Source organism: Paraburkholderia sp. EG287B, from assembly GCF_040965595.1.
Classification (GTDB): domain Bacteria; phylum Pseudomonadota; class Gammaproteobacteria; order Burkholderiales; family Burkholderiaceae; genus Paraburkholderia.
The window spans coordinates 230,722-256,817 of the sequence record NZ_JBFRCG010000014.1 but is presented as its reverse complement, the minus strand read 5'-3'; the positions used below and the strand labels follow the sequence as shown (position 1 = coordinate 256,817).

The 26,096-nt window shown below is 61.9% G+C and carries 13 protein-coding genes; 9 read left to right on the top strand and 4 right to left on the bottom strand.

Annotated elements, in window-relative coordinates; genetic code table 11:
• Nucleotides 1-71 precede the first annotated feature (71 nt).
• The 5 genes from AB4Y40_RS26485 (at nt 72) to AB4Y40_RS26465 (ending at nt 5,789) form a co-directional block, all read left to right on the top strand.
• Complete coding sequence (locus AB4Y40_RS26485) at nt 72-1,391, top strand: FAD-dependent oxidoreductase (RefSeq protein ID WP_368690329.1); 1,320 nt, start codon at nt 72-74, stop codon at nt 1,389-1,391.
• Nucleotides 1,391-2,134 carry an SDR family oxidoreductase gene (locus tag AB4Y40_RS26480; RefSeq protein WP_368690328.1) on the top strand — a complete coding sequence of 248 codons (744 nt, stop codon included), beginning with the start codon at nt 1,391-1,393 and terminating at the stop codon, nt 2,132-2,134. The genes AB4Y40_RS26485 and AB4Y40_RS26480 overlap by 1 nt, the downstream gene beginning before the upstream one ends.
• Nucleotides 2,131-2,556, top strand: a complete 426-nt coding sequence (locus AB4Y40_RS26475; protein ID WP_368690327.1) for a GtrA family protein — start codon at nt 2,131-2,133, stop codon at nt 2,554-2,556. The genes AB4Y40_RS26480 and AB4Y40_RS26475 overlap by 4 nt, the downstream gene beginning before the upstream one ends.
• A 150-nt stretch (nt 2,557-2,706) precedes the next feature.
• On the top strand, nt 2,707-4,137 hold the full coding sequence (locus tag AB4Y40_RS26470) for a UbiA family prenyltransferase (RefSeq protein ID WP_368690326.1): 1,431 nt from the start codon (nt 2,707-2,709) through the stop codon (nt 4,135-4,137).
• Between the two features lie 500 nt (nt 4,138-4,637).
• Nucleotides 4,638-5,789 (top strand): hypothetical protein, encoded by a 1,152-nt coding sequence (locus AB4Y40_RS26465; protein ID WP_368690325.1) that lies wholly within the window; start codon nt 4,638-4,640, stop codon nt 5,787-5,789.
• 130 nt (nt 5,790-5,919) lie between these two features.
• On the opposite strand, the gene AB4Y40_RS26460 is transcribed toward AB4Y40_RS26465, so the two are convergent.
• From AB4Y40_RS26460 to AB4Y40_RS26450, 3 genes are all read right to left on the bottom strand, one after another.
• Complete coding sequence (locus AB4Y40_RS26460; protein WP_368690324.1) at nt 5,920-7,116, bottom strand: acyltransferase family protein; 1,197 nt, start codon at nt 7,114-7,116, stop codon at nt 5,920-5,922.
• A gap of 375 nt (nt 7,117-7,491) precedes the next feature.
• The gene (locus AB4Y40_RS26455; protein WP_368690323.1) at nt 7,492-9,363 is read right to left on the bottom strand and encodes an HAD-IIIC family phosphatase; all 1,872 of its coding nucleotides are present in this window, start codon (nt 9,361-9,363) and stop codon (nt 7,492-7,494) included.
• A gap of 316 nt (nt 9,364-9,679) precedes the next feature.
• On the bottom strand, nt 9,680-10,606 hold the full coding sequence (locus tag AB4Y40_RS26450; protein WP_368690322.1) for a glycosyltransferase family 2 protein: 927 nt from the start codon (nt 10,604-10,606) through the stop codon (nt 9,680-9,682).
• A gap of 653 nt (nt 10,607-11,259) precedes the next feature.
• On the opposite strand from AB4Y40_RS26450, the gene AB4Y40_RS26445 reads away from it, so the two are divergent.
• The 4 genes from AB4Y40_RS26445 to AB4Y40_RS26430 all read left to right on the top strand — a co-directional run bounded on the left by AB4Y40_RS26445 (nt 11,260) and on the right by AB4Y40_RS26430 (nt 25,812).
• Nucleotides 11,260-11,970: a 4'-phosphopantetheinyl transferase superfamily protein gene (locus AB4Y40_RS26445; RefSeq protein WP_368690321.1), complete on the top strand. Its 711-nt coding sequence runs from the start codon at nt 11,260-11,262 to the stop codon at nt 11,968-11,970.
• Between the two features lie 431 nt (nt 11,971-12,401).
• The gene (locus AB4Y40_RS26440) at nt 12,402-22,328 is read left to right on the top strand and encodes an amino acid adenylation domain-containing protein (protein ID WP_368690320.1); all 9,927 of its coding nucleotides are present in this window, start codon (nt 12,402-12,404) and stop codon (nt 22,326-22,328) included.
• A gap of 3 nt (nt 22,329-22,331) precedes the next feature.
• Nucleotides 22,332-24,635, top strand: coding sequence for a condensation domain-containing protein (locus tag AB4Y40_RS26435; RefSeq protein ID WP_368690319.1), 2,304 nt, complete (start codon nt 22,332-22,334; stop codon nt 24,633-24,635).
• Between the two features lie 31 nt (nt 24,636-24,666).
• The gene (locus tag AB4Y40_RS26430) at nt 24,667-25,812 is read left to right on the top strand and encodes an SGNH/GDSL hydrolase family protein (RefSeq protein WP_368690318.1); all 1,146 of its coding nucleotides are present in this window, start codon (nt 24,667-24,669) and stop codon (nt 25,810-25,812) included.
• A gap of 44 nt (nt 25,813-25,856) precedes the next feature.
• Here AB4Y40_RS26430 and AB4Y40_RS26425 read toward each other — a convergent pair whose 3' ends face one another.
• Entirely contained in the window at nt 25,857-26,069 is a 213-nt protein-coding gene (locus AB4Y40_RS26425; protein ID WP_368690317.1) for a hypothetical protein, read from the bottom strand.
• Between the last annotated feature and the right edge of the window lie 27 nt (nt 26,070-26,096).

Below are 26,096 nucleotides of genomic sequence, written 5' to 3'. Positions count from 1 at the left end.
CGAACGGTAATCCCGGCGCAGCCTCCCTAATATGCGCCTACTGTCAATCTTTTAACCGGCGACCGCACGTCATGAGCGTCTCGAAGCTCAGTTCCTGGGGCCACTACCCGTACGCACCGCAAACCGGCCGCGAGCCCGGTTGGCGAGAGAACGCACAGACTGCGCTCCGCGACGCCGCCAAGCGCTTCGGCACGACGTTGCCCTTCGGCAATGGTCGCAGCTATGGCGACAGCTGTCTTGCCGCCACTGACCACGTCCTAATGCTTCGCGGTCTCGACCGCTTCATTGCCGCGGATTGGAAAACCGGCGTCATTCGTGCTGAAGCGGGCGTCACGCTCGGCGACGTGCTTACGCTTGCGGTCCCCCGCGGCTGGATGTTGCCTGTCACGCCCGGTACGCAATTCGTAACGCTCGGCGGCGCGCTCGCCAACGACGTGCATGGTAAAAACCACCACGTGCGCGGCACCTTCGGGCGACACGTGCGTCGCTTTTCGCTGCTGCGCTCCGATTGCGAGCCGCTTGAATGCGCGCCCGAAGAAAACCCGGAGTTCTATCGCGCAACGATCGGCGGCCTTGGCCTGACAGGGATCGTCGAATGGGTCGAACTGCAACTGATGCCCGTCGAGTCGAGCCGCCTGGCCACCCACACGCGCCCCTTCGGCAATCTCGATGAGTTTCTCGCGCTGTCGAACGAGTACGACGCGAAGCACGAGTACGGCGTGGCGTGGATCGACTGTTTAGGGCGCGGCGCCTCGCTTGGGCGCGGCATCTATGCCAGCGCCGACCACGCAACCGACCAATGCTTCGACATGCCGCGCCGCCCCGTGCGGAGCGTGCCGTTCGCCCCGCCGTGGTCTCCCGTGAACCGTTACACGCTGAAGCTATTCAACGAGTTCTACTACCACCGGGCGGCGAGCAAGGCAGGGCCCGACGTGGTCAACTGCGCGAGTTATTTCTATCCGCTCGACAGCATCGGCGAATGGAACCGCCTGTATGGGCGACGCGGCTTTCAGCAGTATCAGTTCGTCGTGCCTGATGACACGGCACGCGACGCTTTGCACGCGTTCCTCGACGCGATCGCCTCGAACCACGCAGGTTCCTTCCTCGCGGTGCTCAAGCGCTGTGGTCCGCTCGTCTCTCCAGGGCTGCTTTCGTTCCCAATGCAGGGAATTTCGCTCGCCCTCGACTTTCCCCAGCACGACACGCGCAACGCAACGCTTTTCGCGCGACTCGACGCGATCGTGCGCGAAGCGGGCGGCCGCCAATATCCGGCCAAGGACGCCCACATGAGTGGTGCGGATTTTCGTGCCGCCTATCCAGCGTGGCAGACACTCGAACAACTGCGCGACCCGGCCTTGATGTCGCGCTTCTGGCAACGGACAACCCGGTAATGGACAAGAACATTCTGATCGTGGGCGGCTCTTCCGCCATCGCCGTGGCCTGTGCCCGGGAATGGATCAAACGTGGGGCGAACTTCATGCTGGCTGGGCGCCATGCGACGCGTCTCGACGCGGTTGCCCAGGACCTGCGCGTGCGCGGTGCCGGCCGGGTCGGCACGTTCGTGCTCGACGTGAACGATTTCGAACAGCACCGCGCCATGCTGGACGCCGCCATGACAGAGCTTGGCCGCATCGACATCGTTCTACTCGCGCACGGCACGCTCTCCGATCAGTCGGAGTGCGAACGCGATCCACAGGCCGCGGTGCGCGAGATCACCGTCAACGCCCTCTCGACGATTGCCCTGCTCACCCTGCTGGCCACCGTGTTCGAGGCACAAAAGAGTGGTTCGATCGCCGTCATCTCGTCGGTGGCAGGCGACCGCGGCCGCCCTTCGAACTACGTCTACGGCACCGCCAAGGCGGCGGTGACGACCTTCTGCGAAGGGCTGCGCGCGCGGCTCTTCAAGTCGAACGTGAAAGTCCTGACGATCAAGCCGGGTTTCGTGAACACGCCAATGACAGCTGGACTCGCGCTGCCGGGCCCGCTCGTCGCCTCGCCCGAGCGCGTGGCGACAGACATCGTGCGCGCCGTGGAGCGCGGCAAGGATTCGCTCTACACGCCGTGGTTCTGGGCAGAAATCATGCTCGTGATCCGCTCGTTGCCTGGTTTCGTATTCAAGAGGATTTCCCTATGAGCAGTCTGGCTGCCAGCATGACGCTCAGCCGTTCGCGGCTCGTGTTCTGGTACGCGGTGTTCGCTGCCATTTCAATCGGCGCGAATTTAGGCAGCCAGAGCCTCGCGTTCCATCTGTACCAGGGCCTGTATGCAGTTGCAATTTCGGTCTGCATCGGAACAGGCGTCGGGCTGGTCGTCAAATACCTGCTCGACAAGGCGTGGATATTCCGCTACGAGCACCGCAGCGTTGCACACGGTGTGCGCACGTTCACGCTGTACGTTGCCATGGGACTCGGCACGACAGTCGTTTTCTGGGCGGTGGAGTTCGGCGCGGATGCGCTCTTTCACGAGGAAATCGCGCGCCTGGCTGGTGGCGCACTCGGTCTGGTGATCGGCTATGTCACGAAATACCACCTCGACAAACGCTTCGTTTTTTCTTGAGCACGTGTGCGCTGCAGCACAAAGGCCCTACGCCGCCGTCGTTACGATCCTTTCCCGGATCGCAGATTATGCGAGCGCGGGCTGTGCTGCGCTCCGACCAACGCCCCGACAACCTGTCCACCTGTTCCTGTCCCGGCACGGAGAATGAAGATGGCCACGCCCGCAGCACACCCTGTCCCGCTGTGTGTGGACCTTGACGGAACGCTCACGCGCACCGACCTGTTGTTTGAAGCCTTCTTTGTGCTCGTCAAACAAAGTCCGCTGTCGATCTTTCTGTGCTTCGCCTGGGCGCTGCGCGGGCGCGCCTATCTGAAGGAGCAGATCGCCCAACGCGTAAACATCGACGTTGGCGTCCTGCCCTACAACACTGAATTGCTCGCCTGGCTGCGCGACGAGCGAGCAAGCGGGCGCGATCTGTATCTTTGCACGGCCACTAACCAGCGCCTCGCCTCCCAGATCGCCACACACATTGGACTCTTTACCGGTGTACTCGCGAGCACGGTCAGCAACAACCTGCTCGGCAAAAACAAGGCGCGGGCGCTCGTTGAGCAGTTCGGCGACCACGGCTTCGACTACTGCGGCGATGCGCGAGCGGATTTGCCGGTATGGCGCCAGGCCCGCCAGGCGATCGTGGTCGGCGACAAGCACATTGCCGCCGCGGCCCGCAAGACAAATGCCGCGATCATCTTTTTCGAGGAAAAGCGCCGGCTGATTCCGCTCGTGCTCAAGGAAATGCGCGTGCATCAGTGGGTGAAGAACGTGCTGATCTTCGTGCCGCTTCTCACCGCACACCAATTCACGGAGCGTTCCGCACTCGCTGCCGCCTGTATCGCTTTTTTGTCGTTCAGCCTGGCCGCTTCGTCGGTGTACCTGCTTAACGACATGCTCGACCTTGACGCCGACAGGCGGCACGCGCGCAAGCGCAGCCGACCATTCGCGTCGGGCAAGCTGTCGTTGAAATTCGGCATCGTGCTTACCGCGGGACTGCTCGCCGCCGGCGGTGGCCTCGCAGCACTCCTGCCGCGCGAGTTCGGCGTCGTAATGGCCGGCTATTTCGTGACCACCGTTGCTTACTCGTTCGCGCTCAAGCGCATGACACTCGTCGATGTGTTCACGCTTGCGTGTCTGTACACCGTGCGTGTGATCGCCGGCGGCGCGGCAACTGGCATCCCGCTGTCGTACTGGCTAATCTTGTTCTGCGTACCGATTTTCCTCTCGCTTGCCATGGTCAAGCGTTATGTCGAACTCGACATGATCGTGCGCGAAGGCAGGACCGAAGCCGCCGGCCGCGGCTACATCACGCAGGACATCTCGATCTTGCGCTCGTTCGGCACGGCTTCCGCATACCTCGCCGTGCTCGTGCTCGCACTTTATCTGAACACGCCGGAAATGAAGGCGCTGTATCACCACCCGAAGGCATTGTGGGCCACATTTGCACTCACGCTCTTCTGGGTGAGCCGGATCTGGATGTGCGCGTTTCGCGGCATGATGCACGACGACCCGATCGTATTTGCGTTCAAAGATCGTGCAAGCCTCGCTGTGATCGCACTATCTGGTCTCAGCATGCTGCTCGCAATCTGATATTACGCCGACATCGAGATCCAGGCTCGGTGCAACTCCCCTTACGGCGATAGGCATCAGGGATGCCACTGTCTGTGGCGAATGCCATCGGTCTGCCCGAAGGCATCGATGACGCGTTCGGACGCGAACTCGGCTACGGCGCACAGCAACTGCAAATCGATCGGTGCTCTCCCATTTGCCTGGGTCGACGACGTGCGCTGGCGTACAGACTCACGCAGCGCGATGCAGTACGTTTGTCCGCTGAGTCCGGTGAAGCTCGCGCGACCTTTCGAAAAACCTGTGATCGGCGTTCGCGCTTGCGTTCTTTGAGCAAAGCCCCATTGGGTTCCTCACGTTTCACCGACGAATGCACGATTACCTCACGATCAAGACCCGTGTGAACTGCGCTCCGATCGACTGGGAATTCGAAGGTGAGACTCGTATTTAGCCATCAACCTGCGATGGTACTTGACGGTCATTTGATCGAGTTGGGGACGCAATTGAAGCTAGAGACGGCGAGCGTGAACGACGACAAGGCGTGGCTATGGAGTGTATCTGCGGCCACATGCCTCTTACTGGTTTTCGCATTCAGCGGAAGAACTGGCTTATTCTTCTGGGACTATCATGTGTATCAGAAAGGTTTGGAATGCTATTCGTCTGGACCGGACCCCTACACGTGTGCAGCGGGTGATTTTCCATTTGTTTACCCGCCTGTTTTTCTCAAGATATTTTCCGCTATCGACTTCCCTACCTCCTTTGCTTCCCTGGTTCTAGCCTCGGTAGTTGGAATTGCTTGCGCTTGCATTCATCTCAAATCTAGCGTTCCCTATCATCGCCTGGCACCCTGCTTGATTCTAGGTTTCCTGATTGGGGGATCTGGCTTTGCTTCGATCCAGACGGGAAACATAAGCGTCTTCGCACACCTGCTCCTAGTATCGCTGTCCTATTTTCTATACACGAGGCGGTCGGTCTACACGTTGGCGCCACATGCGATCGCGATCGTACTGTTTTCTGCCATAAAGCCTTACTTCCTCGCCTATGCCTTGCTCTATCTCTTTCTGCCCCGTCGCAGTTTTTTCGTATTTGTTGGGCTGCTGCTATCGGTTGCTGGCATCTACATAGCGCAACCTGCCCTTTACCCGCAACTGTGGGCGGAATTCCAGGGTGCCATCTTCAATCAGATCGTTCAGCATGGGGACGCAGGGCTGACAATTTTTGGCGTGTTCTCCAGATTTGGGATGGGGAAATTCGGCTTCATTCTCCATTTTCTCATGATGCTTCTCGTTATATTGATTTCGGCAGTCTTTCGGTACAGGCATGGGCAACGCTCTTTGCAGATCAACTCGACGAGCGAGTTGTTTTATTTCCTCGCCATTCTCATTCTGCTCAATCCGAGGTTGATGTCGTATGATTTCAGCGTTTTCGCGGTTTGCCTCTATTTGTCCATGATCCTCTCGTCACGAGGTGATGGGTGGGTGGGGCTGTTCTTAAAGATTTTCCCTTTCCTGACCATCCTGCCTCTATGCCTCGAAGGATTGTTTGATATTCGAGTGCATTCCCTCACCTACTACTTCCTCGCAACCTACGTCCTGCTGTTTGCGGCAGTTGCCTGCCATTGGCCCTTGCGTACCACATGGACTAAAGCACCTGGCAGCGTTGCGCAAGAGAAGTAATTTCGTACAAGCGGGAATTGGTCCGCCGCCAGTTCAGTCCTCCGAACCAGCGGCAGGCCAATATCCCGCACAGATTCGAACGCCACAGCTTGCTGCTAGTTTCCGTCAACGTGGAACCACGCCAACGCATTCAAAGCGACTCTTCCAACGCGCCACGCTTCGCAAATATGACCTGGCGTACCCACTTGCTAACACTTTCGGTGTATTGCATAGCGGGCTTCTCGATCAATCGAAAAGTCGTATAGCTGACAAGAACCAGGACCGGGGTGGTCAGCAGGATCGTGAACCAGTGCTCCAGAGGGGTGAATACGCGCGCGCTTTGCTTTCCAACGACAACATTGAAAAGCGCAAACAAAATGAAACCGTGCAGCAGATAGATGCTGTAAGCGAGTTCCCCTAGCATGCGGGACAGCTGGCTGGTCAAGGCGCCGAACAAGGTGGCGCCGCCGGCAATCGCCGCAAAGCTCAGGGAAAGCAACGCTAACGGGATCCACGCATAGGTCGTTGTAAACAAAGTGACCGCCACGGTGATCGCGGCGACTGCAACGATCGAGACAATCCTCTTCTGTGAAAGGTGGCGGAACCAGGCGTGACGACAAAGAAGTGCCGCAATGATTCCCCCAAGAAACGGTGCGAGGAATCTCGATTCCGCATGAAAATGAACAAGATCCAGCACGCCGATAAATCCGATTATCAATACCGCAAGCGACGGAATAGCTCCAATCACCACCGCCAGCAGAGGGAGGCAAAGATAGAATCCCCATTCATAGGCGAGCGTCCACGGCACCCCCGACAAAATGAGGTTCGTGCCCTTGAGCCCGTTGAGATCCGGCTCACCAAAACTTGAAAACGCTAACCATCTCAATGCGTTGGCCGTTAGCGTCAAAGGAGATTGCGCTAACGCGAAACGTGACATGAAAGCGACCGCGACGAACAGCAGCAGCATGGCGAACAGATACAACGGAGTCAGCCGCAGGACTCGGGAGACGTAAAGCTTGATCCAGTCAACTCCGTTCTCTTTATCATTGATTATTTTTGTCGAAAACAAAAATCCGGTAATCATGAAAAACAGGGACACGCCGGCTCGTCCGATATTTGCCATGAAATTCGACGGGGGGGAGTCAAACTGTGAGGTTCTGATGTAGTAGTACCATATGCAGGAATGGTGCAGAAAAACGAAAAACGCCAGGTACCCTCTCAATCCGTCAATCGTAGCAAAGCGTCCTGCAGCGTTGGGGGCACCGAATCGCCAGATCAAAACTCTGGCAGTGACGAGTGCAAGGAGCACCGCGGCAAACACCGGGAAAGGACTAGTCGGGCTTATCATTTGTTCTGACCTCTTGGTAGAACCGGCGCTGTGTCAGTAGCCGAATCTTACCGAGCCTTACCGCCCAGAGGTCAGCGAGTTGTCTTGAAGTGTTGCCGAACGCTCATTGAGTCTCAGTCGCGTTCAAAGGGCGCGCATGACTGCCGTAGGCAGACGAAATACAGACGACTGCGTTTCGTGTTGGCGAGATTGCGTAAAGCGGAGCGCGCGAGCCGCGTGTGAATACACGATGCGCGGAAGGAACAGCGCCAAAATACGCATGATGTCCGGCCGCCCGGAGAGGTCCATTGGCGATGGCAGGCGACCCGTGGATGCTGATCGAGACGAACGGACACGACCTGCGTTGTTTGGCAGACTTCCCAAACAAGCGCTGCGCTAAATCCGCACAGGCGGAAACTCGGCCGCGCCCAGATTCTCGATCTCGATATAGGACGGCAGCTCGTTCGCGGTGCGCGAGTACAAACCCACGGCCGTTTCGGCGAACCCGAGCCGTTTGAAATAGTCGTGGCAGGTCGCATTCCTTCCGGTATCAACCAGCTCAGCACGAACTTCAGATGCGGATTTCAGCGCCAACCGCGTAGCAATCGCCCCGACGACTAACTCTGCGCCGAGCCCAAACACGCGGCACGACAGGACGACCTGGACAATCTTCTCGCCATTGATCAGGCAAACAGAGATGATGCCGTTGTCGATCAATTTGTCGCGCAGCGAAGAGACCACGCAGTACCCGCCCTGGCTGATGAACGCCTCGAACTCCGACCGCTCCCATCTTTTCCCAGTCGTATTGAATTGATTCGTCTTGTTGATAAGCTCGAACGCGCGATCGAAGTGTCTGGATTGCGGCGTCTTGATCAAGAAGAATGACTGGCGAAGCTGTAACGAAGCTAGCCACTCTTCCCGCGAAACACCATTGTTCGCGTCGGCACTCGCTTCGCGCTGCGAGATCGCGCGCACGAGTTCGGTGCGGCGCGCTGACTCTTCGGTGACGATGGGGACCTGCGTTTCGGCCGATCGCAGAATGATCCGCCGCCAGTCGTAGTGATTGCCGCCGAGGCAACGAATGGCAGGAATCGCCGCCTTCACCTCCGACAACTCGCGGTCGTTATCGTCGATGAACACACAGTTGCCCGGAAGCAGATTCACCTCCTTGAGGATTTCAAGGATGTTCTGCGACTTGGGCTTCCAGTTGATGCGTACGCACGCGAAGTCGTCCATGGTGATGGCGCCGCGCCAGATGGCGTTGAACCGTTCAATGGTGGGCGCTTGTTCATTCTTGCTGCAAATCGCCAGCAATCCGCCACGCTTCTTGAAGAACAGCAAGGCTTCAGCGAGGCCGATAGGCCAGCCTTCGATGCGCTCTTCCTGGCTCACGCTCTCGCCTTCCGCTGCCACGCCGCGCCACATGGTGTCGTCGAGGTCGACGATAATCAGCTTCACTGGGTCTCGCTGTTCGATGACCTTGACTATCGCCTCGATCCGGGAAAGGAACGCGAGGGTAAATTCGCGCGACGCGACCTCATATGTCAGGATATTGACAATCGCTTTGGGCGCAATCAGCCGATTCGCGTCCAGCTTGAAGTCCCAATCGTTGATGAACGAGGCGTGGGAGCTGCTCAACAGGACATCGTCCTGCAGGTGCCGGCGGCCGACAAAATTGAGTACCTCGTTGGCGTCGAGAAAGTAGCAATTGTTTGTCTTGCGCACAGCGTCCGACAAAAGCCGGTTAATCTCACGCACCAGATATCCGGGCGATGTCACAGCGAATGGATCGATGAGATCGCCGTCGTAATTGAAGCTCGGCTCGAAAAACGACATGAAGACAATCGGAGCGGTCGTGATCTGCGCGGCGACCTGCGCCACCTTCTGCGCGAGATATTCCCCTGTTTTTTGCAGAAAAGCGCGAGCTTCATCGTCTGAACGCAGGCGCGAAAAAACCATATCCACTATGGGTTCGGGCGTTTGCGTCACTTCGCGCAGAATGTGGCGGAGCGTGAGATTCACGACGACGACGTCATCGGTTGGCGCGGCTTCCGGGATCGGGGCGTGGCGTCTCGAGCCCATCAGTATGTGCCGGATGTTGTGCCCGGAGTTTGCGCTTCGCTTGACGAGCATTTCCACTGAGCACGTGCCCAGCAGCAATATATTGAGCTTGCGCGAATGGATCGCGAGCGACGTCGGCGGCAGCGGTAAATTGACCTGTTTATCGGCGACGGATGAGTAAAACAAATCGCGGACAAATTGACGCATTGGGGACCTCGAAGTCGAAACGTTCTCCACACGCTGCCGGTTTCGGCCTTGAGATTAGAGCAGAGCGCAGATACACCATCTGTGCGCCGACAGACACAACCCCAAATGGGTTCAGCGCGCGAGTCGCCGCGGCGACTCGTGCAACGTTTATAAACGTCGTCAACGTAGCAGGGCCGATCTCGGGAATTCAAAAGGGTAGGAGCCAGCCCTTGGCGAGAGCTTCGAACTTCAGGGGTCAAACTGGCGGGGGAGAGACGGGATGTGCAGGATCGCCGCGTCACCGGCTATAACTTTTATTTTTCGAGGCCAATGCAACTCAAATCGAATAATCCTCAGCATGGATTATCCGTCTCAACTGCTTGATTAAATTCACCCCTCCCCAGCCGATAACCAGCCTCGCAAACAGTGCCGCCCAATCCTTGCTAGGAATCTCGATCTCCCTAAACAAAACTCGCTCGACAATGGCAAGCCTCAAGGCAATACTCAGTTTCTTGTAAATCAGAACATTAAATATAAATGATGAGACATGCCCTTTTGACATCATCTTTTTATATTTTTCAAAAAACACGAGACTGGGTTCGCAACTGACCGCCTTCGATATTCTGGCGGGACTTTCGCTCAGGGAATACTCCACCAGCGCATCGTGCAAGTATACGAATACGCAGCCAGCCATTTCAGCTCGAATGGCGAAATCCCAATCCTGATGACGACGCAACGATCCATCGAAGCTGATCAGCGGGTACTGATGACGCCACATCATGATCGATGAAGTCTGAATATAGCCCCCCTCCAGCAGGATGAAGTCGAGCATCGACTGGCCATCGTAGGGCGCGCGGTTGCCCAGGACGCGCCGGCCGGCGTCCGTTAGCACGACGTTGCTGAAGAGCACCTTCGCTTCGTTCCCGTCAGGCTTGGGACCGAACGCGGCGATACAGCGCTCGAGCTTGTTCGGGAGCCATCGGTCGTCGGCGTCAAGGAAGGCGATCAGATCACCGGTGGCCTCCTCTATGCCGCGGTTTCGACACCACGCCGCACCATGGTTCTCGCCTTCGCGAATCAGCCGCAAGACAATGTTGTCTCCGCAACGACTCGGCAATTCGAAATGCAGCCCGGATGCGTCATCTACGACAATGATTTCCTGCGGAACAACGGTTTGGCTAGAAATCGATTCTATTGCCAACCAAAGCAAATCAACGCTGTCGTAGTGTGGAATGATCACACTAACGTTGTAGCCATTGTCCAAATCACACCGCATCCCGCACCTCGAATCTGAATTTCGATAACTTCCTCGTGCAAAGAGTAGGACTATCGTTCCTGATCTGGTAGCACGTCAATCGCACATATTCTTACCGCTCCTTACCAGAGACCGATCTATCCGCTGGAAATCGATCCATTTTTTCTTACATTACAATTAAACATACTTTCTACTTCCATACAGAGTCGATTGGCAAACCTTTCCCAAACGGGTCTTGGACCAGTCTTTTCAAAGACCATGGAGCAGACTCAGTTCTATAGCGAACGCAATCGACCGGTGTTCTGGAAGCCAAAGCAATAGATGATTCCTCCGGCGCCGCATCGAGTCGCAAAGGACCATGCAGCCCAGCTACTTTCGGAGAGCCTCACAGGTTTTGTGTCGACGCCTTGTTTCGGCATTTGCCGCGTCGACTTGTCGATCCCCGTACGGATGCGCGCACGCAGTGCAGCGTAATTGCATCATTCTTTGATGAATCGTAGGCCGTATCGCAAGTGTCGTTCCGTGGGTTGCCCAACAATTCCGCGAGAGTTGTATCTGTACATTCACTCCTGCGTGTGCCACTCGTTGCGCACTCAACCGGGTGGCGCGCGATGTTCCGTGCCGCACCGGCACTGCCCCCCGCAAGCCGAACCAGGCCCTCAATGTCTTCTTCGCCACTCACACCGCCAACCACGCAAGAAGTCCATGTCTGGCAATGGGACCTCGACGCCTGCGGGAGTGATTTTGATCGGTACTGGGAGACGCTTTCCGCGCAGGAGCATGAACGGGCCGGCAACTTTCGCTTCGAGTTGCATCGCTGCCGCTACGTGACCGGGAGGGGAAAACTCAGACAGATCCTTGGCCGCTATGCTGGGCTCCCTGCACGCGCGGTCGCACTCGAGTATGGGCCGGAAGGCAAACCGATTTGCACTAGCCAACCTACGGGATGGACGATTTGCTTCAATCTGAGCCATAGCGAAAATACGGCGGCGCTGGCCGTTTCGAGCGGGTTCGAGGTGGGCATCGACGTAGAACATATTCGTCCGATCGAAGAGAGCATGCCGATCCAAGTCTTCTCCGCTCGCGAGCGCGAACAATTCGACGCGCTCCCTGCATCAGAACGGCAAACGGTTTTTTTTGAAACCTGGGCGCGCAAGGAGGCCTGCCTGAAAGCGCTCGGCACGGGCTTCATCCTGCCGCCGGAGCATTTCGAATTCGATCTTGCCGTTCACGGCGACACGACACCGCGCTTCGTCGGCGGCGAGGCGGCGGAAGCCTCGCATTGGTGCATTCGGGCCCTGTCACCCAGTCCGACCTGCGCGGGAGCCGTGGCGGCCCGCCACAGCGGCTGGTCGATCGTCGACATGAACTGACCTGGCAAGGTCCGGGCGCGCCTTCATCGTCTCTCCGGTGGCTCGATCCTGTTGCTGCCACGCACAACACCACGCCCGAATCGCCAGTCTTCGCATCGAAACAACGCACACAGCACCCACGCCGCGATTGCCGCCAAACCCGCCCGCATGGCGGGAAGCGGGCCGCAGCCTGCGCGCGGATGCCCCCGCGCAGCCCCAGCGCGACGTGTTGCTGCAGCACATCGTGTGTGCGACGGCGAACGGATAGGCATCCCGCGGAAGATTAACTTCCTCCTACAGCAAATTTCAAACTTGGGATACGAGCCAGGTGCGCAAAGCCGCCTGGCGCTTGTGCTTCCTGTGACCGGCTGCCGTTCTGCGCAAGTGCTGCGAGCTCGTCGCCAGGCCTTGCCCAGCAGCGGACCTTCGTCAAAATTGTGGGGGAGTAGCAAATGTCACACAGAGATGGACTTTCAGGCGTTTTGCCGGGCGGGACCGATCCTGTGCCTGGTGTGGCAGCGCGCTTCGATGCCATATGCGCCGAGTTCGGCAATCATCTTGCTGTGATTGACGCCACGGGCGAGGAAGACTACGCCGCCCTCGGCGAACGTTCCGCGCGGCTCGCCACCGTCCTGCACGAAATGGGACTGGAGCCGGGCGAGCGCTGCGCGATCATGGTTTCGCGCAGCCGCGACACGCTGGCCTTGATGCTGGCGATCCTGCGCCTGGGCGCCGTCTACGTGCCGCTGGACCGCGCCTACCCGAAGGCGCAGCTCGATTTCATCGTTTCCGACTGCTCGCCCAAGCTCATCATCGCTGAAGCGGCCGCGCTCGCCAGCGTTGGCGAACTGAACGGCGTCTCGGTCGATCTCGAGCATGTCGTGGCGGCGGCCGAAGCGGCCGAGCCCGCACCGCTCCACGCTAGCCGTCGTGACGACGCCGCCTACGTGATGTACACCTCAGGCTCGACCGGCAAGCCCAAGGGCGTGATCGTGCCGCACCGCGCGATCCTGCGCCTCGTGCAGAACCAGACGTTCACCGAGCTTTCACCCCACACGCGTTTCCTCAACCTCGCGCCGCTCGCCTTCGATGCAAGCACGCTGGAGATCTGGGGACCGCTCCTGAACGGCGGCTGCGCCGCCATCATCAACGAGGTCCAGCCCTCTCTCGACACGATCGCGTCCGAGATAGCGCGACTTGGCGTTACCAGCGCCTGGTTCACGGCTGGCCTCTTCAATGCGCTCGCCGACTATCGGCTGGAAGCCTTTCTTCCGCTCAAGGAGGCGCTGACGGGCGGGGACGTGCTGTCCCCCGTGCACGTACGCAAGGTCATGGAGGCTCATCCGGGTCTGCAGATCATCAATGGCTATGGTCCGACCGAGAACACGACCTTCACCTGCTGCTACCGCATTCCGCGTGACGGCGAGGCGCTCGCGAATGGCGATGCCATTCCCATCGGCTACGCCATCGCGGGCACGAGCGCCTACATCGTGGACGACAAGCTCGTGCCGGTTGCCGATGGCGAAGTCGGCGAACTGGTCACGGGCGGCGACGGCGTCGCGCTCGGCTATCTCAACCGGCCCGATCTGACGGCGGAGAAGTTCGTCGACGACGTGTTCGCTCCCGGCGCGAAGCTCTACCGCACCGGCGACCTCGTGCGCCGCCGCGCGGACGGCGCAATCGAATTTCTGGGCCGCAACGACCGCCAGATCAAGATCGCGGGCAAACGCATCGAACTCGATGAAATCGAACATGCGCTGCGCGTGGCGCCCGGCGTGGCCGATGCGGCAGTGGCCGCATTCGACGGCCGTATGGGCAAGGCCATCGCTGGCTTCGTGAAAGCCGATGCAGCGGACGCCGCCGTCCTCCTGAACGAAATCCGCGCTTATCTCAGGTCCGCTCTGCCCGACTACATGATGCCGTCGGAACTGCGGGTCCTGCCGGATTTTCCGCTGACGCCCAACGGCAAGATCAATCGCAAAGCGTTGCTTGCCACAATCGATACGCAATCCGAAGCATCGGCAGCGCCCGCGCCCGTTGACGACGACATTGCCGACAAGCTCGCGTCCGTATTCGAAGGGCTTATCGGCAAACCGGTCGACCGCCGTGCGAACTTCTTCGACCTCGGCTTGCGCTCGCTCGATCTGATGCGCGCACACGCCATCATCGCGCGCGACGTCGCGGCCAAGGTCGCGCTGGTGGATCTGTTCCGTCACCCCAACGTCGAGGCGCTGGCTGCGCAACTGCGCACGACGCTGCCGACGGTGAACAAAGACGCCATTCGCCAACGGCGGGCGGTGCAAGGTGGAGCCATCGCGGTCGTCGGCATGTCCGGGCGGTTTCCGGGCGCGCGCAATGTCTCCGAACTCTGGGCGAACATCCTCGCGGGGCGCGACTGCATCACGCATTTCGACCTGGCGGAACTCGAGGACAGTTTCGACGACAAGTCGCGCCGCGACGCGAGTTACGTCAAGGCGCGGCCGATTCTGGCGGATGTCGATCACTTCGATGCCGGCTTTTTCGGCATGCTCGCGCGCGAGTCCGCACTCACCGACCCGCAGCAGCGGCTGTTCCTCCAGATCGCCTGGGAAGCGTTCGAAGACGCCGGCTACGACCCGGCAACGATCGCCGGCGCCGTCGGGGTGTTCGCCGGCACGTCGATGAACACGTACTTCCTCAAGCACATCCTGTCCGATCGCGCGGTCATCGACGAGTTTACGAGCCAGTTCCAGATCGGCGAGTATCAAAAGCTCGTTGGGGCCGGTGATTTCGTCGCCACCCGCACCGCCTACAAGCTCGGACTCACGGGGCCCGCCATCTCCGTGCAGACGGCATGCTCCACCTCGCTCACCGCGATCAGCCTCGCCGTTGAGAACCTTCGCGCCGGACGCTGCGACATGGCGCTGGCCGGCGGCGTCTCGATCACCTTCCCGCAAAAGCGTGGCTACTTCTACGAAGAAGGCGGCATGGGCGCGCCCGACGGCGTGTGCCGTCCGTTCGATGCCGACGCGAAGGGCACGGTATTCGGCAGCGGCGCGGGCGTCGTCCTGCTCAAACGTCTCGAAGACGCCATCGCCGACGAAGATCCGATCTATGCCGTGATCCGCGGCGTGGGCATCAACAACGACGGTTCCGACAAGGTCGGCTTCACTGCACCGAGCGTCGACGCCCAGGCACGCGCGATTGCCATCGCGCACGCCGAGGCCGGCATCGATCCGGCCTCGATTGGCTATGTCGAGGCCCATGGCACGGCGACGCCGCTTGGCGATCCGATTGAATTCGCGGGTCTCGTGCAGGCGTTCCGTCTGGGCGGCGCCGAGGGCGGCCAGTTCTGCGCGCTCGGCTCGGCGAAGGCCAACGTGGGGCACCTCGACGCGGCCGCGGGCGTGACGGGCTTCATCGCCGCGTCGCTCGCGCTGCGCAACCGCACCTTGCCGCCGCTCACGCATTTCCGTTCGCCCAACCCTGGCATCGACCTGGCCAGCAGCCCGTTTTTCTTCAATACGACTGTGCGTCCCTGGGCTGATAGCGCCACGCCGCGCCGTGCCGGCGTGAGCTCCCTCGGCGTCGGCGGGACGAACGTCCATGTGGTGCTGGAGGAGGCACCTTGCCGTACCGCCTCGGGCGAGCCGAGAGAACAACTCCAGATCCTGCCGCTGTCGGCCCGCAGCACTACGGCGCTCGAACGCGCGAAGGCGAATCTCGCCACGCACCTCGCCAGCCATCCGGAGATCGCGCTAGCCGATGTGGCCGCGACGCTGCAAACGGGCCGCCGCGATTTCGCGCACCGCGCCGTTGTGGTCGCCGAGAGCGTGGAGCAGGCCCAGGCCAAGCTCCAGAAAGGCGCGATCGAAGCACAGGCCCCGCAGGCCACGCCAGCAGTCGTCTTCATGTTCCCCGGCCAGGGCGCGCAGTATCCGGGCATGGGCGCCGCGCTCTATCGCACCGAGCCGGTCTATCGCGCGTGGATCGACAAGGGCGCCGAAGCACTGGCTCCGCATCTCGGCCTGGACATCCGCACGCTGCTGTTGAGCGAAGCCCCGGAAGGCGATGACACCCCGCACCCGATCCGCTCGACGATCTACGCGCAGCCTGCGCTCTTCCTCGTCGAATATGCGCTGGCGCAGTTGTGGATCTCGCGCGGAATCAAGCCGACAGCCATGATCGGCCACAGCGTCGGCGAGCTGGTCGCAGCGTGCGTGGCGGAGGCGATCGCCTTCGAGGATGCGCTGTGCCTCATCGCGCAACGCGGCGCGCTCATGCAGTCGGCCGAACCGGGCGCGATGCTGGTCGTGCGCCTGTCGGAGGCCGAACTCAGCCCCATGTTGCCCGCAGATGTCGATCTCGCCGCGATCAATGCGCCGACGCTCAGCGTCGTGGCCGGCCCCTTCGCCGCCATCGAGGCATTCGAGGCCACGCTCAAGGCACGCGATATCGAGCATCGACGTCTGCACACTTCGCACGCGTTCCACTCGCACATGATGTCGGGCGTCGTCGACGATCTGGCCAAGGTCGCGAACAGCCTGACTTTCGCGCGGCCGACGATTCCGTACGTGTCCTCCGTGACCGGGCAGTGGGCGGCGATGGACCAGCCGGTCTCGGGACAGTACTGGGCCAGCCATTGCCGCAATGTCGTGCGCTTTAGCGACGCGCTGGCCACGGTCACGGCTGAGGGCAAGCCGCTGCTGCTCGAAATCGGCCCCGGCCGCACGCTTTCGACCTTCGTCCTGCAGGGCTTGCCCCGCGACCGGCATCAGGGCGCGATTGCCTCGCTGCCCGATTTCGCGACGCGCGAGCGCGAGCTTGCCGTCCTCGCCGAGGCGACCGGGCGCCTGTGGCTGAACGGCGTCCAGCCGAACTGGACGACGCTGCGGGCTGAGACCGGCCGCCGCGTTTCGCTACCGACCTATCCCTTCGAGCCGGAACGGCACTGGATTGACGCCCCGGCAACCGCCTCTTCACGTCAGCCGACGACCGTTGCTCCAGCGATTGCCGCACAAGCCCCGTCCGAAGCCCTAATCGATATTCCTCAGACCGCCATGGCCCAAACCGTCCAAATCGACCGCAAACCGCGTCTCATTGCCGAACTGGCGTCGCTGCTCGCCGAAATGTCCGGCGAAGCACCGGATACGTCCAATCCGGACGTGACCTTCTGGGACCTCGGTTACGACTCGCTGTTCATGGGGCAAGTATCGCGGCAGCTGCGCCGCCGCTACGACGTCACGATCAGCTTCCGGCAGATCATGAGCGACTATCCGACGCTGCCCGCCCTCGCGCAGTTTCTCGATGGCGCCATGCCGCCTGATCCGGAAGTGCCTGCCGAGGCGGCTCCCGTTGCTGCGCCTGCTGCTGCGCCGGTCGCTGTTCAAGCAGCGGCCGCGCCGGTCGCCATTGCGGCAGCACCGGCGGGTACGCCGGCGGCCGTGCAAATGGCCATTGCGCCGGCCACGGGCGACCTCCAGTCGGTGATCCGCGACCAGCTCGCCGCGATGCAGTCGGTGATGGCGCGTCAGCTCGAGGTGCTGCAAGGTGCGCCGCTGGCCGTGCAGCAGCCCGCAGCGATTCAGATCGCTGCACCGGCCGTCGCAGCCGCCCCGGTCGTTGCCGCCGCAGCGCCCGCACCGGCCTCCGCGCCTGCGCACGCCGCCGGCCCCGAGATCAAGTTCGAGGAGAACCGCCCGTCGCGCTTCACCGCGTACAAGCCCGGCGCCTCGCACTCGGCCCAGATGACCGACGCCCAGAAGGCATTCATCACCGATCTGGCGACGCGCTACTCGGCCAAAACCGCCACTTCCAAGTCTCGTACGCAGTCCTATCGTGCCGTGCTTGCCGATCCGCGTACCGCCAGCGGCTTCCGCGAGGAATGGAAGGAGCTTGTCTATCCGATCGTCGCCCAGCGCTCGAAGGGCTCGAAGATCTGGGACGTGGACGGCAATGAATACATCGACGTGGTCAACGGCTACGGCCAGACCGCGTTCGGCCACACGCCCGATTTCGTGGTTGCCGCGGTCAACGCGCAACTGGCGGAAGGCTTCGCTATCGGACCGCAGTCGCCGCTCGCGGGCGAAGTCGCGCAGATGTTCTCCGAGATGACCGGCCATCAGCGCGTCACGTTCTGCAATACCGGCTCGGAAGCCGTGATGGCGGCGATGCGTCTCGCGCGCACGGTGACCGGCAAGGACAAGGTGGTCTGCTTCGACGGCGACTATCACGGCCAGTTCGACGAAGTGCTCGTGAAGCCGGGCAGCGAAGCGGGCGTGCCGCGCGCGTTCCCGCTCGCCCCCGGAATTCCGCAGACCTCCGTGGGCAACATGGTCGTGCTGCCGTACGCGCGCCCCGAAAGCCTCGAGTGGATCAAGGCCAACATCGACGATATCGCGGCCGTCCTGATCGAGCCGGTGCAGTCGCGCCATCCCAACCTGCGTCCTAAGGAGTTCGTGCAGCAGTTGCGCGACGTGACGGCCGCCAATGACTCGGCGCTCATCTTCGACGAGGTCGTGACGGGCTTTCGCGTCCATCCGGCCGGCATGCAAGGCCTGTGGGGCATCCAGGGCGACATGGCGACCTACGGCAAGGTGGTCGGCGGCGGCCTGCCGATTGGCGTGCTCGCCGGCACCACGCAGTACATGGACGCGCTCGACGGCGGTCAGTGGCAGTTCGGCGATGCTTCGGTACCCGAAGTTCCGCCCACGTTCTTCGCAGGCACGTTCGTGCGCCATCCCGTCGTGCTGGCGGCAATGAAAGCCGTCCTCCTGCACCTCAAGGAAGCCGGCCCGGCGCTGCAGGAAGGGCTCGGCGAACGCATGGCAGGCCTCGTGCAGCGCGTCAACGCACATCTGGAGAAGGTCGGCATCGCCACGCGCGCCGAGTCATTCTCGAGCTGGTTCTATGTGAATCTCGCGGGCGAGGATCGCCTGGGCAGCCTCTTCTATCCGTATATGCGCTACCTCGGCGTGCATATCATGGAAGGCTTCCCCTGCTTCCTGACGACGAGCCATTCGGACGAGGACATCCGCAAGATCGGCGACGCCTTCATCGCGAGTATCGATGCGCTCCAGCGCGTCGGCATTCTCGGCGGCGCGCAGGACGCCGCGGCGCTGACGCAGGCCGAACCGGCGCTCACGCAGTCCGCGCTCACCGAGCCGCAAAAGGAAATCTGGATGTCGGCCCAGCAAGGCCACGAAGCCTCGCTCGCGTTCAATGAGTCGTTCACGCTCGAGCTCAATGGCAAGCTGAACGAGGCCGCCTTCGAACGCGCCTTTGCCGCGACGGTTGCCCGCCACGATGCGCTGCGCGTGCACTTCTCGCGCGTGGGCGACATGATGTTCGCGGAACCGACGACGACCGTGCCGCTCGTCCCGATCGACCTTTCCACTCACGCCGATCCGGCGGGCGAGCTCAAGGCCATCATCGACGCGGAAGCCCGCGAGGTCTTCGACCTGACCCGAGGCCCGCTCGCGCGCGCCGCACTGGTGCGCCTCGAAGCGCAGAAGTGGGCGTTCGTGTTCACGGCGCATCACATCGTCTGCGACGGGTGGTCGATCAACATCATCCTGCGCGATCTGGCTGCGCTCTACGCCGCAGAAGTCTGGGGCACGCAGCCGGAACTCGACGAGGTGCAGAGCTTCCTCGCGTTCGCCAAGGCACAGGACGAGATCGGTGTCGAGAAGGAAACGCGCGAGTTCTGGATGAACGTCCATCGCGAACCGGCGCCGCAACCCGATTTGCCCGGCGACCGCCCGCGCCCTGAGCGCAAGAGCTTCAACGGCGCTTCGACGACCCGCCATCTGGGCGCGGACCTGCTCAAGCAGGTCAAGACCGCCTCATCGAAACAGGGCTGCTCGCTGTTCGCCACGCTGTTCGGCGCGGCCCAGGTGCTGTTCGGCCGTTTGTCCGGCAATGACGACGTGGTGATCGCCGCGCCGATGGCTGGCCAGTCGCAAGCGGGCGAAGCGCTGCTGGTCGGGCACTGCGTCAACTTCCTGCCGCTGCGCGTGAAGTTCGACCGCGAGAAGCCTTTCGCCACGCACATGAAGGCGGTGCGCGATCACCTCTACGACGCAGGCGACCGCCAGAACTACACCTACGGCGCACTCGTGCGCGATCTCGGCATCAAGCGCGATCTCAACCGGCTGCCGCTGACCGATCTGCAGTTCAACCTGGAAAAGGTCGACGGCGAACTCGACATGGCAGGCGTCACCACGCACTTCGCGCCGAACGCGAAGGCCTACAGCAACTTCGATCTGTTCCTGAACGTGATCGAATCGGCTCAGGGCCTGCGGCTCGATTGCGACTTCAACACCGACGTCTATGACGAAACGACGATCCAGCGCTGGCTCGGCTACTACGAAACCTTGCTGACGGCGATCGCACGCGATGCCGATACGCCTGTCGCAGCCCTGCCGCTGCTGAGCGATGCCGAAGTCCACCATCTGCGCGACGAGCTGAACGCTTCCCAGCGCGACTACGATCTCTCGCAGACGACGCCGGCGCTGATCGCCGCGCAGGCCTGGCAGGCTCCCGATACGACAGCCGTGTCGGACGACTCGACGAGCCTGACCTATGGCGAACTCGATGCGCGCGCCAGCCAGATCGCGCGCCGGCTCATGGCGGCGGGTATCGCGTCGGGCTCACGCGTCGCCATCGCGATGGAACGCAGCGCCATGATCGTGGCCGCCATGATCGGCGTGTGGCGCGCGGGCTGCGCCTACGTGCCGCTCGACATGACGATGCCGCCCGCACGCCTGCGCCAGATTCTCGATGGCGCTGGCATCGCCGCCATCCTCAGCGATGAGCAAAGCCTCACGGTGCTGGAACCGGGCACGCATCGCGTGCTGGACGTAGAGGCGCTCCTCGCACAGGACGACGACGAAACCGTGGCGCTGCCCGCCGTCACGGACGCGGATTCGGCCTACGTGATCTTCACGTCGGGCTCGACGGGTCAGCCCAAGGGCGTGGAGATCGGCCATCGCGCGCTGAGCAACTTCCTGCTCTCGATGGCGCACGCGCCGGGCTTTACGGTCAGGGACAGCATCGTCGCGGTGACGACGTTCTCCTTCGATATCTCGGGTCTCGAGCTGTTCCTGCCGCTCATCGCCGGCGGGCGGACCTTCATCGCCGGCCACGCGGAAGTGCGCACCGGCTTCGAACTGGTGACCCGCCTGAAGGAAGAAGCCGCCACCGTGCTCCAGGCGACGCCTTCGCTGTGGCGCATGCTGCTCGAGGCCGGCTTCAAGGCGCCGAAGGGCTTCAAGATCCTGTGCGGCGGCGAGCCGTTGCCGCGCGATCTCGCCGACGACCTGCTCGCGACCGGCGCGGAGGTGTGGAACCTCTACGGCCCGACCGAGACGACGATCTGGTCCTCCGCCTCGCGTGTCGTTGCGAACGCACCGGTGGTGATCGGCGCGCCGCTCGCCAATACCGACCTGCACGTGCTGACCGACGACCTGCGTCTGGCGCCCGAAGGCGTGAGCGGCGAACTGTGGATCGGCGGTGAAGGCCTGGCGAAGGGCTATTTCAACCGCCCTGACCTGACCGATGCCGCCTTCAAGTCGGTTGCCATCGAAGGCGCCGCACCGCGCCGGCTCTACCGTACCGGCGATCTCGCGAAGCGGCTCGCCGACGGCTCGCTCCAGCACCTGGGCCGTCGCGACCAGCAGATCAAGCTGCGCGGCTTCCGCATCGAGATCGAGGATATCGAGGCCACCTTGCGCAAGGCGCCCGGTGTTGCCGCAGCGGCCGTCGCCCTGCATACCGTGGCCGACAGCGCGCGCCTCGTGGGCTACCTGGTCGGCGCTGGCTCCGACAAACTGGATCAGAGTGCAGTCGCAGCGCATGTCGCCGCTCAACTGCCGTCCTACATGGTGCCGACGCTGTGGATGACGCTCGACGCGCTGCCGCAGACCAGCAACGGCAAGCTCGACCGCAAGTCCCTGCCCGTGCCGACGGCGGACATGGTGGCCGCGCCGATGCGCCAGCCGCATGCTGCGCTCAAGGTCGTGCCGCAAGCGCCGGTGCCGGTCGAACCGGCGGCGAGCGAACCCCCGCAAATCGTGGTCGCAGCAGCCGAACCCGTGGCCATGACGCCGACGCAGTCCACCATCGCCGCGATCTGGGGCGAGGTGCTCGGCCTGCAGCAGGTGGGCATCGACCAGAAGTTCTTCAGCCTCGGCGCAGACAGCCTGCAGCTCTTCCGCATCGTTGCGCGGATGAACGAGCGCGGGCTGGGCGTGGATGCCCGTCAGCTCATGAAGAACGTCACGATCGAGCAGCTCGCCGCGAGCCTTGACGGCACGCAGACGGACGAGCCGGTCGAGGCGCCCGCCGTGGCGCGGCCGTCGATCCTCAACTTCAAGCGCAGGATTGCCGAGGGAGCCTGAGCGATGAACTCGATAGCCTTGAATATCGCACCTGTGCAGGAGGTCGAGGCGGGCCACGCCCTGTTCCCGGCGACCGCCTGCCAGGTACGCTACTGGCACGAGCAGAAAGCGTCGCCGAAGGCCTCCGCGCTCAACATCGCGTTCCGGCTGCAATTGTCGGGGCCGCTCACTGCCGCGAGCATCGAACAGGTGCTCGGCGAACTGGTCGCGCGGCACGAGATTTTGCGCACCGGCTTCCTGATGACGGGCGCGGGGCTGCGCCAGCAGGTCTGGAGCCGCGCTCCCTTCCGGCTCGAGGTGGTGGATCTCGGCGGTCTGGACGAACAGGCCGCGCTGGCCGAGGCCCAGCGTGTGGGTCAGGAGCAGGCACGCACGCCTTTCGACTTGTCATCCGCGTCATTCTTCCGGGCCGTGTGGTTGCCAAGGTCGAGCACGCAAGGCGAGTTGCAGCTGACCTTCCATTCGCTCGTGATGGACGGCTGGTCCTTCGCGATCCTCGTGCGCGAACTCGTGGAAGGACTCGCGGCACTTCACGCGGGCCACGATCCCGATTACGCCGACGTCGACCTGCACCATGGCGACTACGCGCTATGGAAGGGCGAGTTCCTTGCCAGCGGCGCCATCGACCGCGCTCGCGTCCATTGGCGCCAGGAGCTTAAAGGCTTCAGCCGCTTCGACGTAAAGGGCGACCGCCCCCGGCCACCGGAGCGGCGCTTCCAGGGCGTCATTCGCTCCATCCTGTTGCCGGGCGAGATGAGCGAGCGTCTGATCGCGGCCGCCAAGGCACAAGGCGTGACGCTCTTCAGCGTGGCGGCCGCGGGCCTCGCGATGTCGCTGCACAAGACGACTGGGCAGCCCAAAGTCGCCATGGGCACGCAGATGTCGGTGCGCGATCAGCAGGAACTCGAAGGTGTAATCGGGCCGCTCATCAACACGGTGATCCTGCGCCTCGATGTGACCCAGGGCAGCACGCTTGCCGATGTCACCGCACAGTGCGGCGCCAAGCTCAGCGACGCCATCGAACATCTTCACGTGCCGTTCGAAGAGATGATGGAAATGGCCGGCGAAGTGTCGGATATGAACCGGCCGCCGCTATGCTCGGTCAACTTCGCTTTGCAGCAAAGCTTCGTCGGCATGGGCGACGAGGTGCGCCGCGAGGATTTCGCCGCGACGACTTCGCCCTCCTTCAACGCGGGCGCGCTCTACGACCTCAACTTCTTCATGGTGCGGCGCCCGGAAGGCTGGCGCATCTCCTGTGAAGGCGACACGGACCTCTACGACATCGAGACGATCGACCGGTATCTCGCCCAATGGCGCGATGTGCTGGAAACCGCCGAAGTCACGCCGCAGCGAGCGCTCGCGCCCGCCCCCGGAAACGACACGGCGCAAGTCGCGGGCGGCGTGGGTGTCAGCGGTTTTATGAGCCGGGCGGAGCTGGAGGCGAAAGCGCACAACGTCGTGCACTTCAACGAGGAGGGTTCGCAAACGCCCGTCATCGTGCTCAACAACATCGCGGTCCTCTATGAACTGGCCAAACAGGTCGGCGACGAGCGGCCCATCGTCGATGTTCCGATGGTGCCGAAGACGCCTCAGCCCAACTTCCCGTTGCGCGCTTTCGAGGATCTCGCCGCGGACGCCGTGCGACTCATCAGACTGATCCAGCCGAGCGGCCCTTATATTCTCATGGGTTACTGCGTGCTGGGCGCGATGGCGCTGGAGGCGGCCCACCAGCTGCGCCGCGAAGGCGAAACGGTGGAGCTCGTCGTCCTCACCGACTCCTGGTGCCCGGGGTATCGGGAGTCGATGCCCTGGTACGATCGCCTGTTGCGCAAGCTGCAGGTGCGCATGGACGACATCCCGCGCGACTTCCGCCTCGCGAGACGTGGCGAGATGTCCATGATTGCGTTCCTCCAGCAGTTTCGGACCGTTCGCTGGCTTCGTCTCACGCAGCTTGCGGTGAAGTTCGGCTTCCTGAAGAACGACAGCGCGAACAACATGATCGACGACAACCTCTGGTATGGCCGCAATATCGGCTATCTGCGCGAGCAGCAGGTGCGATATCGTCCGAAGCCCTACGACGGCAATGTCCAGATCTTCCGCAGCGGCCAGGTGCTCAAGGGCCGCCTGTTTTCGCACGACATGGGCTGGGGTGAAGTGATCAGCGGCAAACTGGTCGTCACCGAAGTTCCTGGCATGCACAACCAGATGTTCCGCTCGGCCGGCGCGGCGGTCATGGGCAAGCAGCTGCTCGACCGCTTTGCCGAAACCGCGCACGACGAACAGGAAAGCGCCCTTGAAGGGCCATGATCTCGGTGCGCCACGACAGGGTAAATGGCCTATGTCCCGTTCGCGTAGGGTGTTGCTGGTCGCGCTTTTCGGCGCACTGTCCGTCACCGGCCTTTTTGTCAGACTGGCCGTTCCCGGCCTGTTGCGCCGTGTGCCGGTCGCCGTCGCGAACGCGTCGGAGCCGCCCTCTGGAAGGGTGCGATTAGCCGTGCTCGGTGACTCCAACAGCCAGGCCTACCACGACACTGTCATGTTGAGCGATCCGCATGCGCGAGGAGGCCAGTGGCGCGCGACCACGTGGCAGTGGACCGAGGTGCTCGCCCAGTTGCGGGGAGACCAGATCGACCAGGGCAAATGGGGCGTTTGGGGAACGGGGAAGTATCACGCCATTGCTAGCGAAGCTTTGGGTGCGCTCGCGCGCACGCCCCCCAAACAGGACTACCGCTATAACTTCGCGGTTAGCGGCGCGACCTGCAGCCAGTTGATGGGGCAATCGCAGCGCCAGGCGATCCGTCTCGTCGACTTGATGGACACGGAACCGCAAGCCTGGCGAGGTGGCATCGTGTTGATCCAGATTGGCGACAACGATCTCAGCAGCCACGAGCTATTTGATGAGTTGTCGCGCGATCCAGCTGCACCGCACCCCGCGGCCGTGATCGACGCTTGCATCAAGTCAATTGGCGAAGCCGTCGCGCTGATCCGCAAATATCACCCGGATACCTATGTCGTGCTCGTAGCCGGGGGCAGCGACGCCGATTGGCCTGGCGAGTTCGACAGTTGGCAATCCGCCAGGGAGATAGCCAATATCGATGCCGGCATAGATCGCTTCACCAATGATTTGCGCGCGCTCGCCGCGGCGGACCACCATGTCTACGTTCTCGACTTTGGCTTGTGGTTCAGCACCCTGTGGGGCAATCGCGACGATCACGGCCGCCCCAATTACAAGACCGTGCACCTGGGGCCTGGCTGGGCCATCACCAATACGTCCGGCGACGATCCGCACAACACCTTCCTTTCAGACACTCATGCCGGGGTGGTCTGGAATACCCTTTGGGCACAGCACCTTGTCGCTTCGCTAAACGCCGCTTTCGGGCTGCATATCAAACCGATCACGGACGCCGAGGTCGTCGATTTTCTGCGGCCAAGCTTCGGAGCCGCCGCGACAACATCGGTGACTAGCCAGGAAGCTGTCAAGTAGACCGCACTTGCGCGGGTAAACGCCAAAACCGGCTTGGATGTTCGTCAACGCACATCTGGCCCACAGACGCGATAGTAGCCTGCAAGCAATACCCTCTTAACCTGCAAAGGTGTGCCATGTCTGTGACTAGCAATGGTGCGGCGTTGGCCGATGCATCCCCCCACCTCACCCCAGACGGAAAAATCCTGCACGCTTGCAATAAGGAATTCAAAAGCAACTTCAATCTGCATCCGTTCAAATTCAATCATCTGTTGCATGAAAGCGGCTTGTTCGATATCCCAAGG

Bases quoted from the DNA above. Each gene is read 5' to 3' on its own strand.
- AB4Y40_RS26440 (WP_368690320.1), top strand. From the start codon at position 12,402: ATGTCACACAGAGATGGACTTTCAGGCGTTTTGCCGGGCGGGACCGAT.
- AB4Y40_RS26425 (WP_368690317.1), bottom strand. From the start codon at position 26,069: ATGCAACAGATGATTGAATTTGAACGGATGCAGATTGAAGTTGCTTTT.
- AB4Y40_RS26480 (WP_368690328.1), top strand. From the start codon at position 1,391: ATGGACAAGAACATTCTGATCGTGGGCGGCTCTTCCGCCATCGCCGTG.
- AB4Y40_RS26460 (WP_368690324.1), bottom strand. From the start codon at position 7,116: ATGATAAGCCCGACTAGTCCTTTCCCGGTGTTTGCCGCGGTGCTCCTT.
- AB4Y40_RS26470 (WP_368690326.1), top strand. From the start codon at position 2,707: ATGGCCACGCCCGCAGCACACCCTGTCCCGCTGTGTGTGGACCTTGAC.
- AB4Y40_RS26435 (WP_368690319.1), top strand. From the start codon at position 22,332: ATGAACTCGATAGCCTTGAATATCGCACCTGTGCAGGAGGTCGAGGCG.
- AB4Y40_RS26485 (WP_368690329.1), top strand. From the start codon at position 72: ATGAGCGTCTCGAAGCTCAGTTCCTGGGGCCACTACCCGTACGCACCG.
- AB4Y40_RS26455 (WP_368690323.1), bottom strand. From the start codon at position 9,363: ATGCGTCAATTTGTCCGCGATTTGTTTTACTCATCCGTCGCCGATAAA.
- AB4Y40_RS26430 (WP_368690318.1), top strand. From the start codon at position 24,667: ATGTCCCGTTCGCGTAGGGTGTTGCTGGTCGCGCTTTTCGGCGCACTG.
- AB4Y40_RS26475 (WP_368690327.1), top strand. From the start codon at position 2,131: ATGAGCAGTCTGGCTGCCAGCATGACGCTCAGCCGTTCGCGGCTCGTG.
- AB4Y40_RS26445 (WP_368690321.1), top strand. From the start codon at position 11,260: ATGTCTTCTTCGCCACTCACACCGCCAACCACGCAAGAAGTCCATGTC.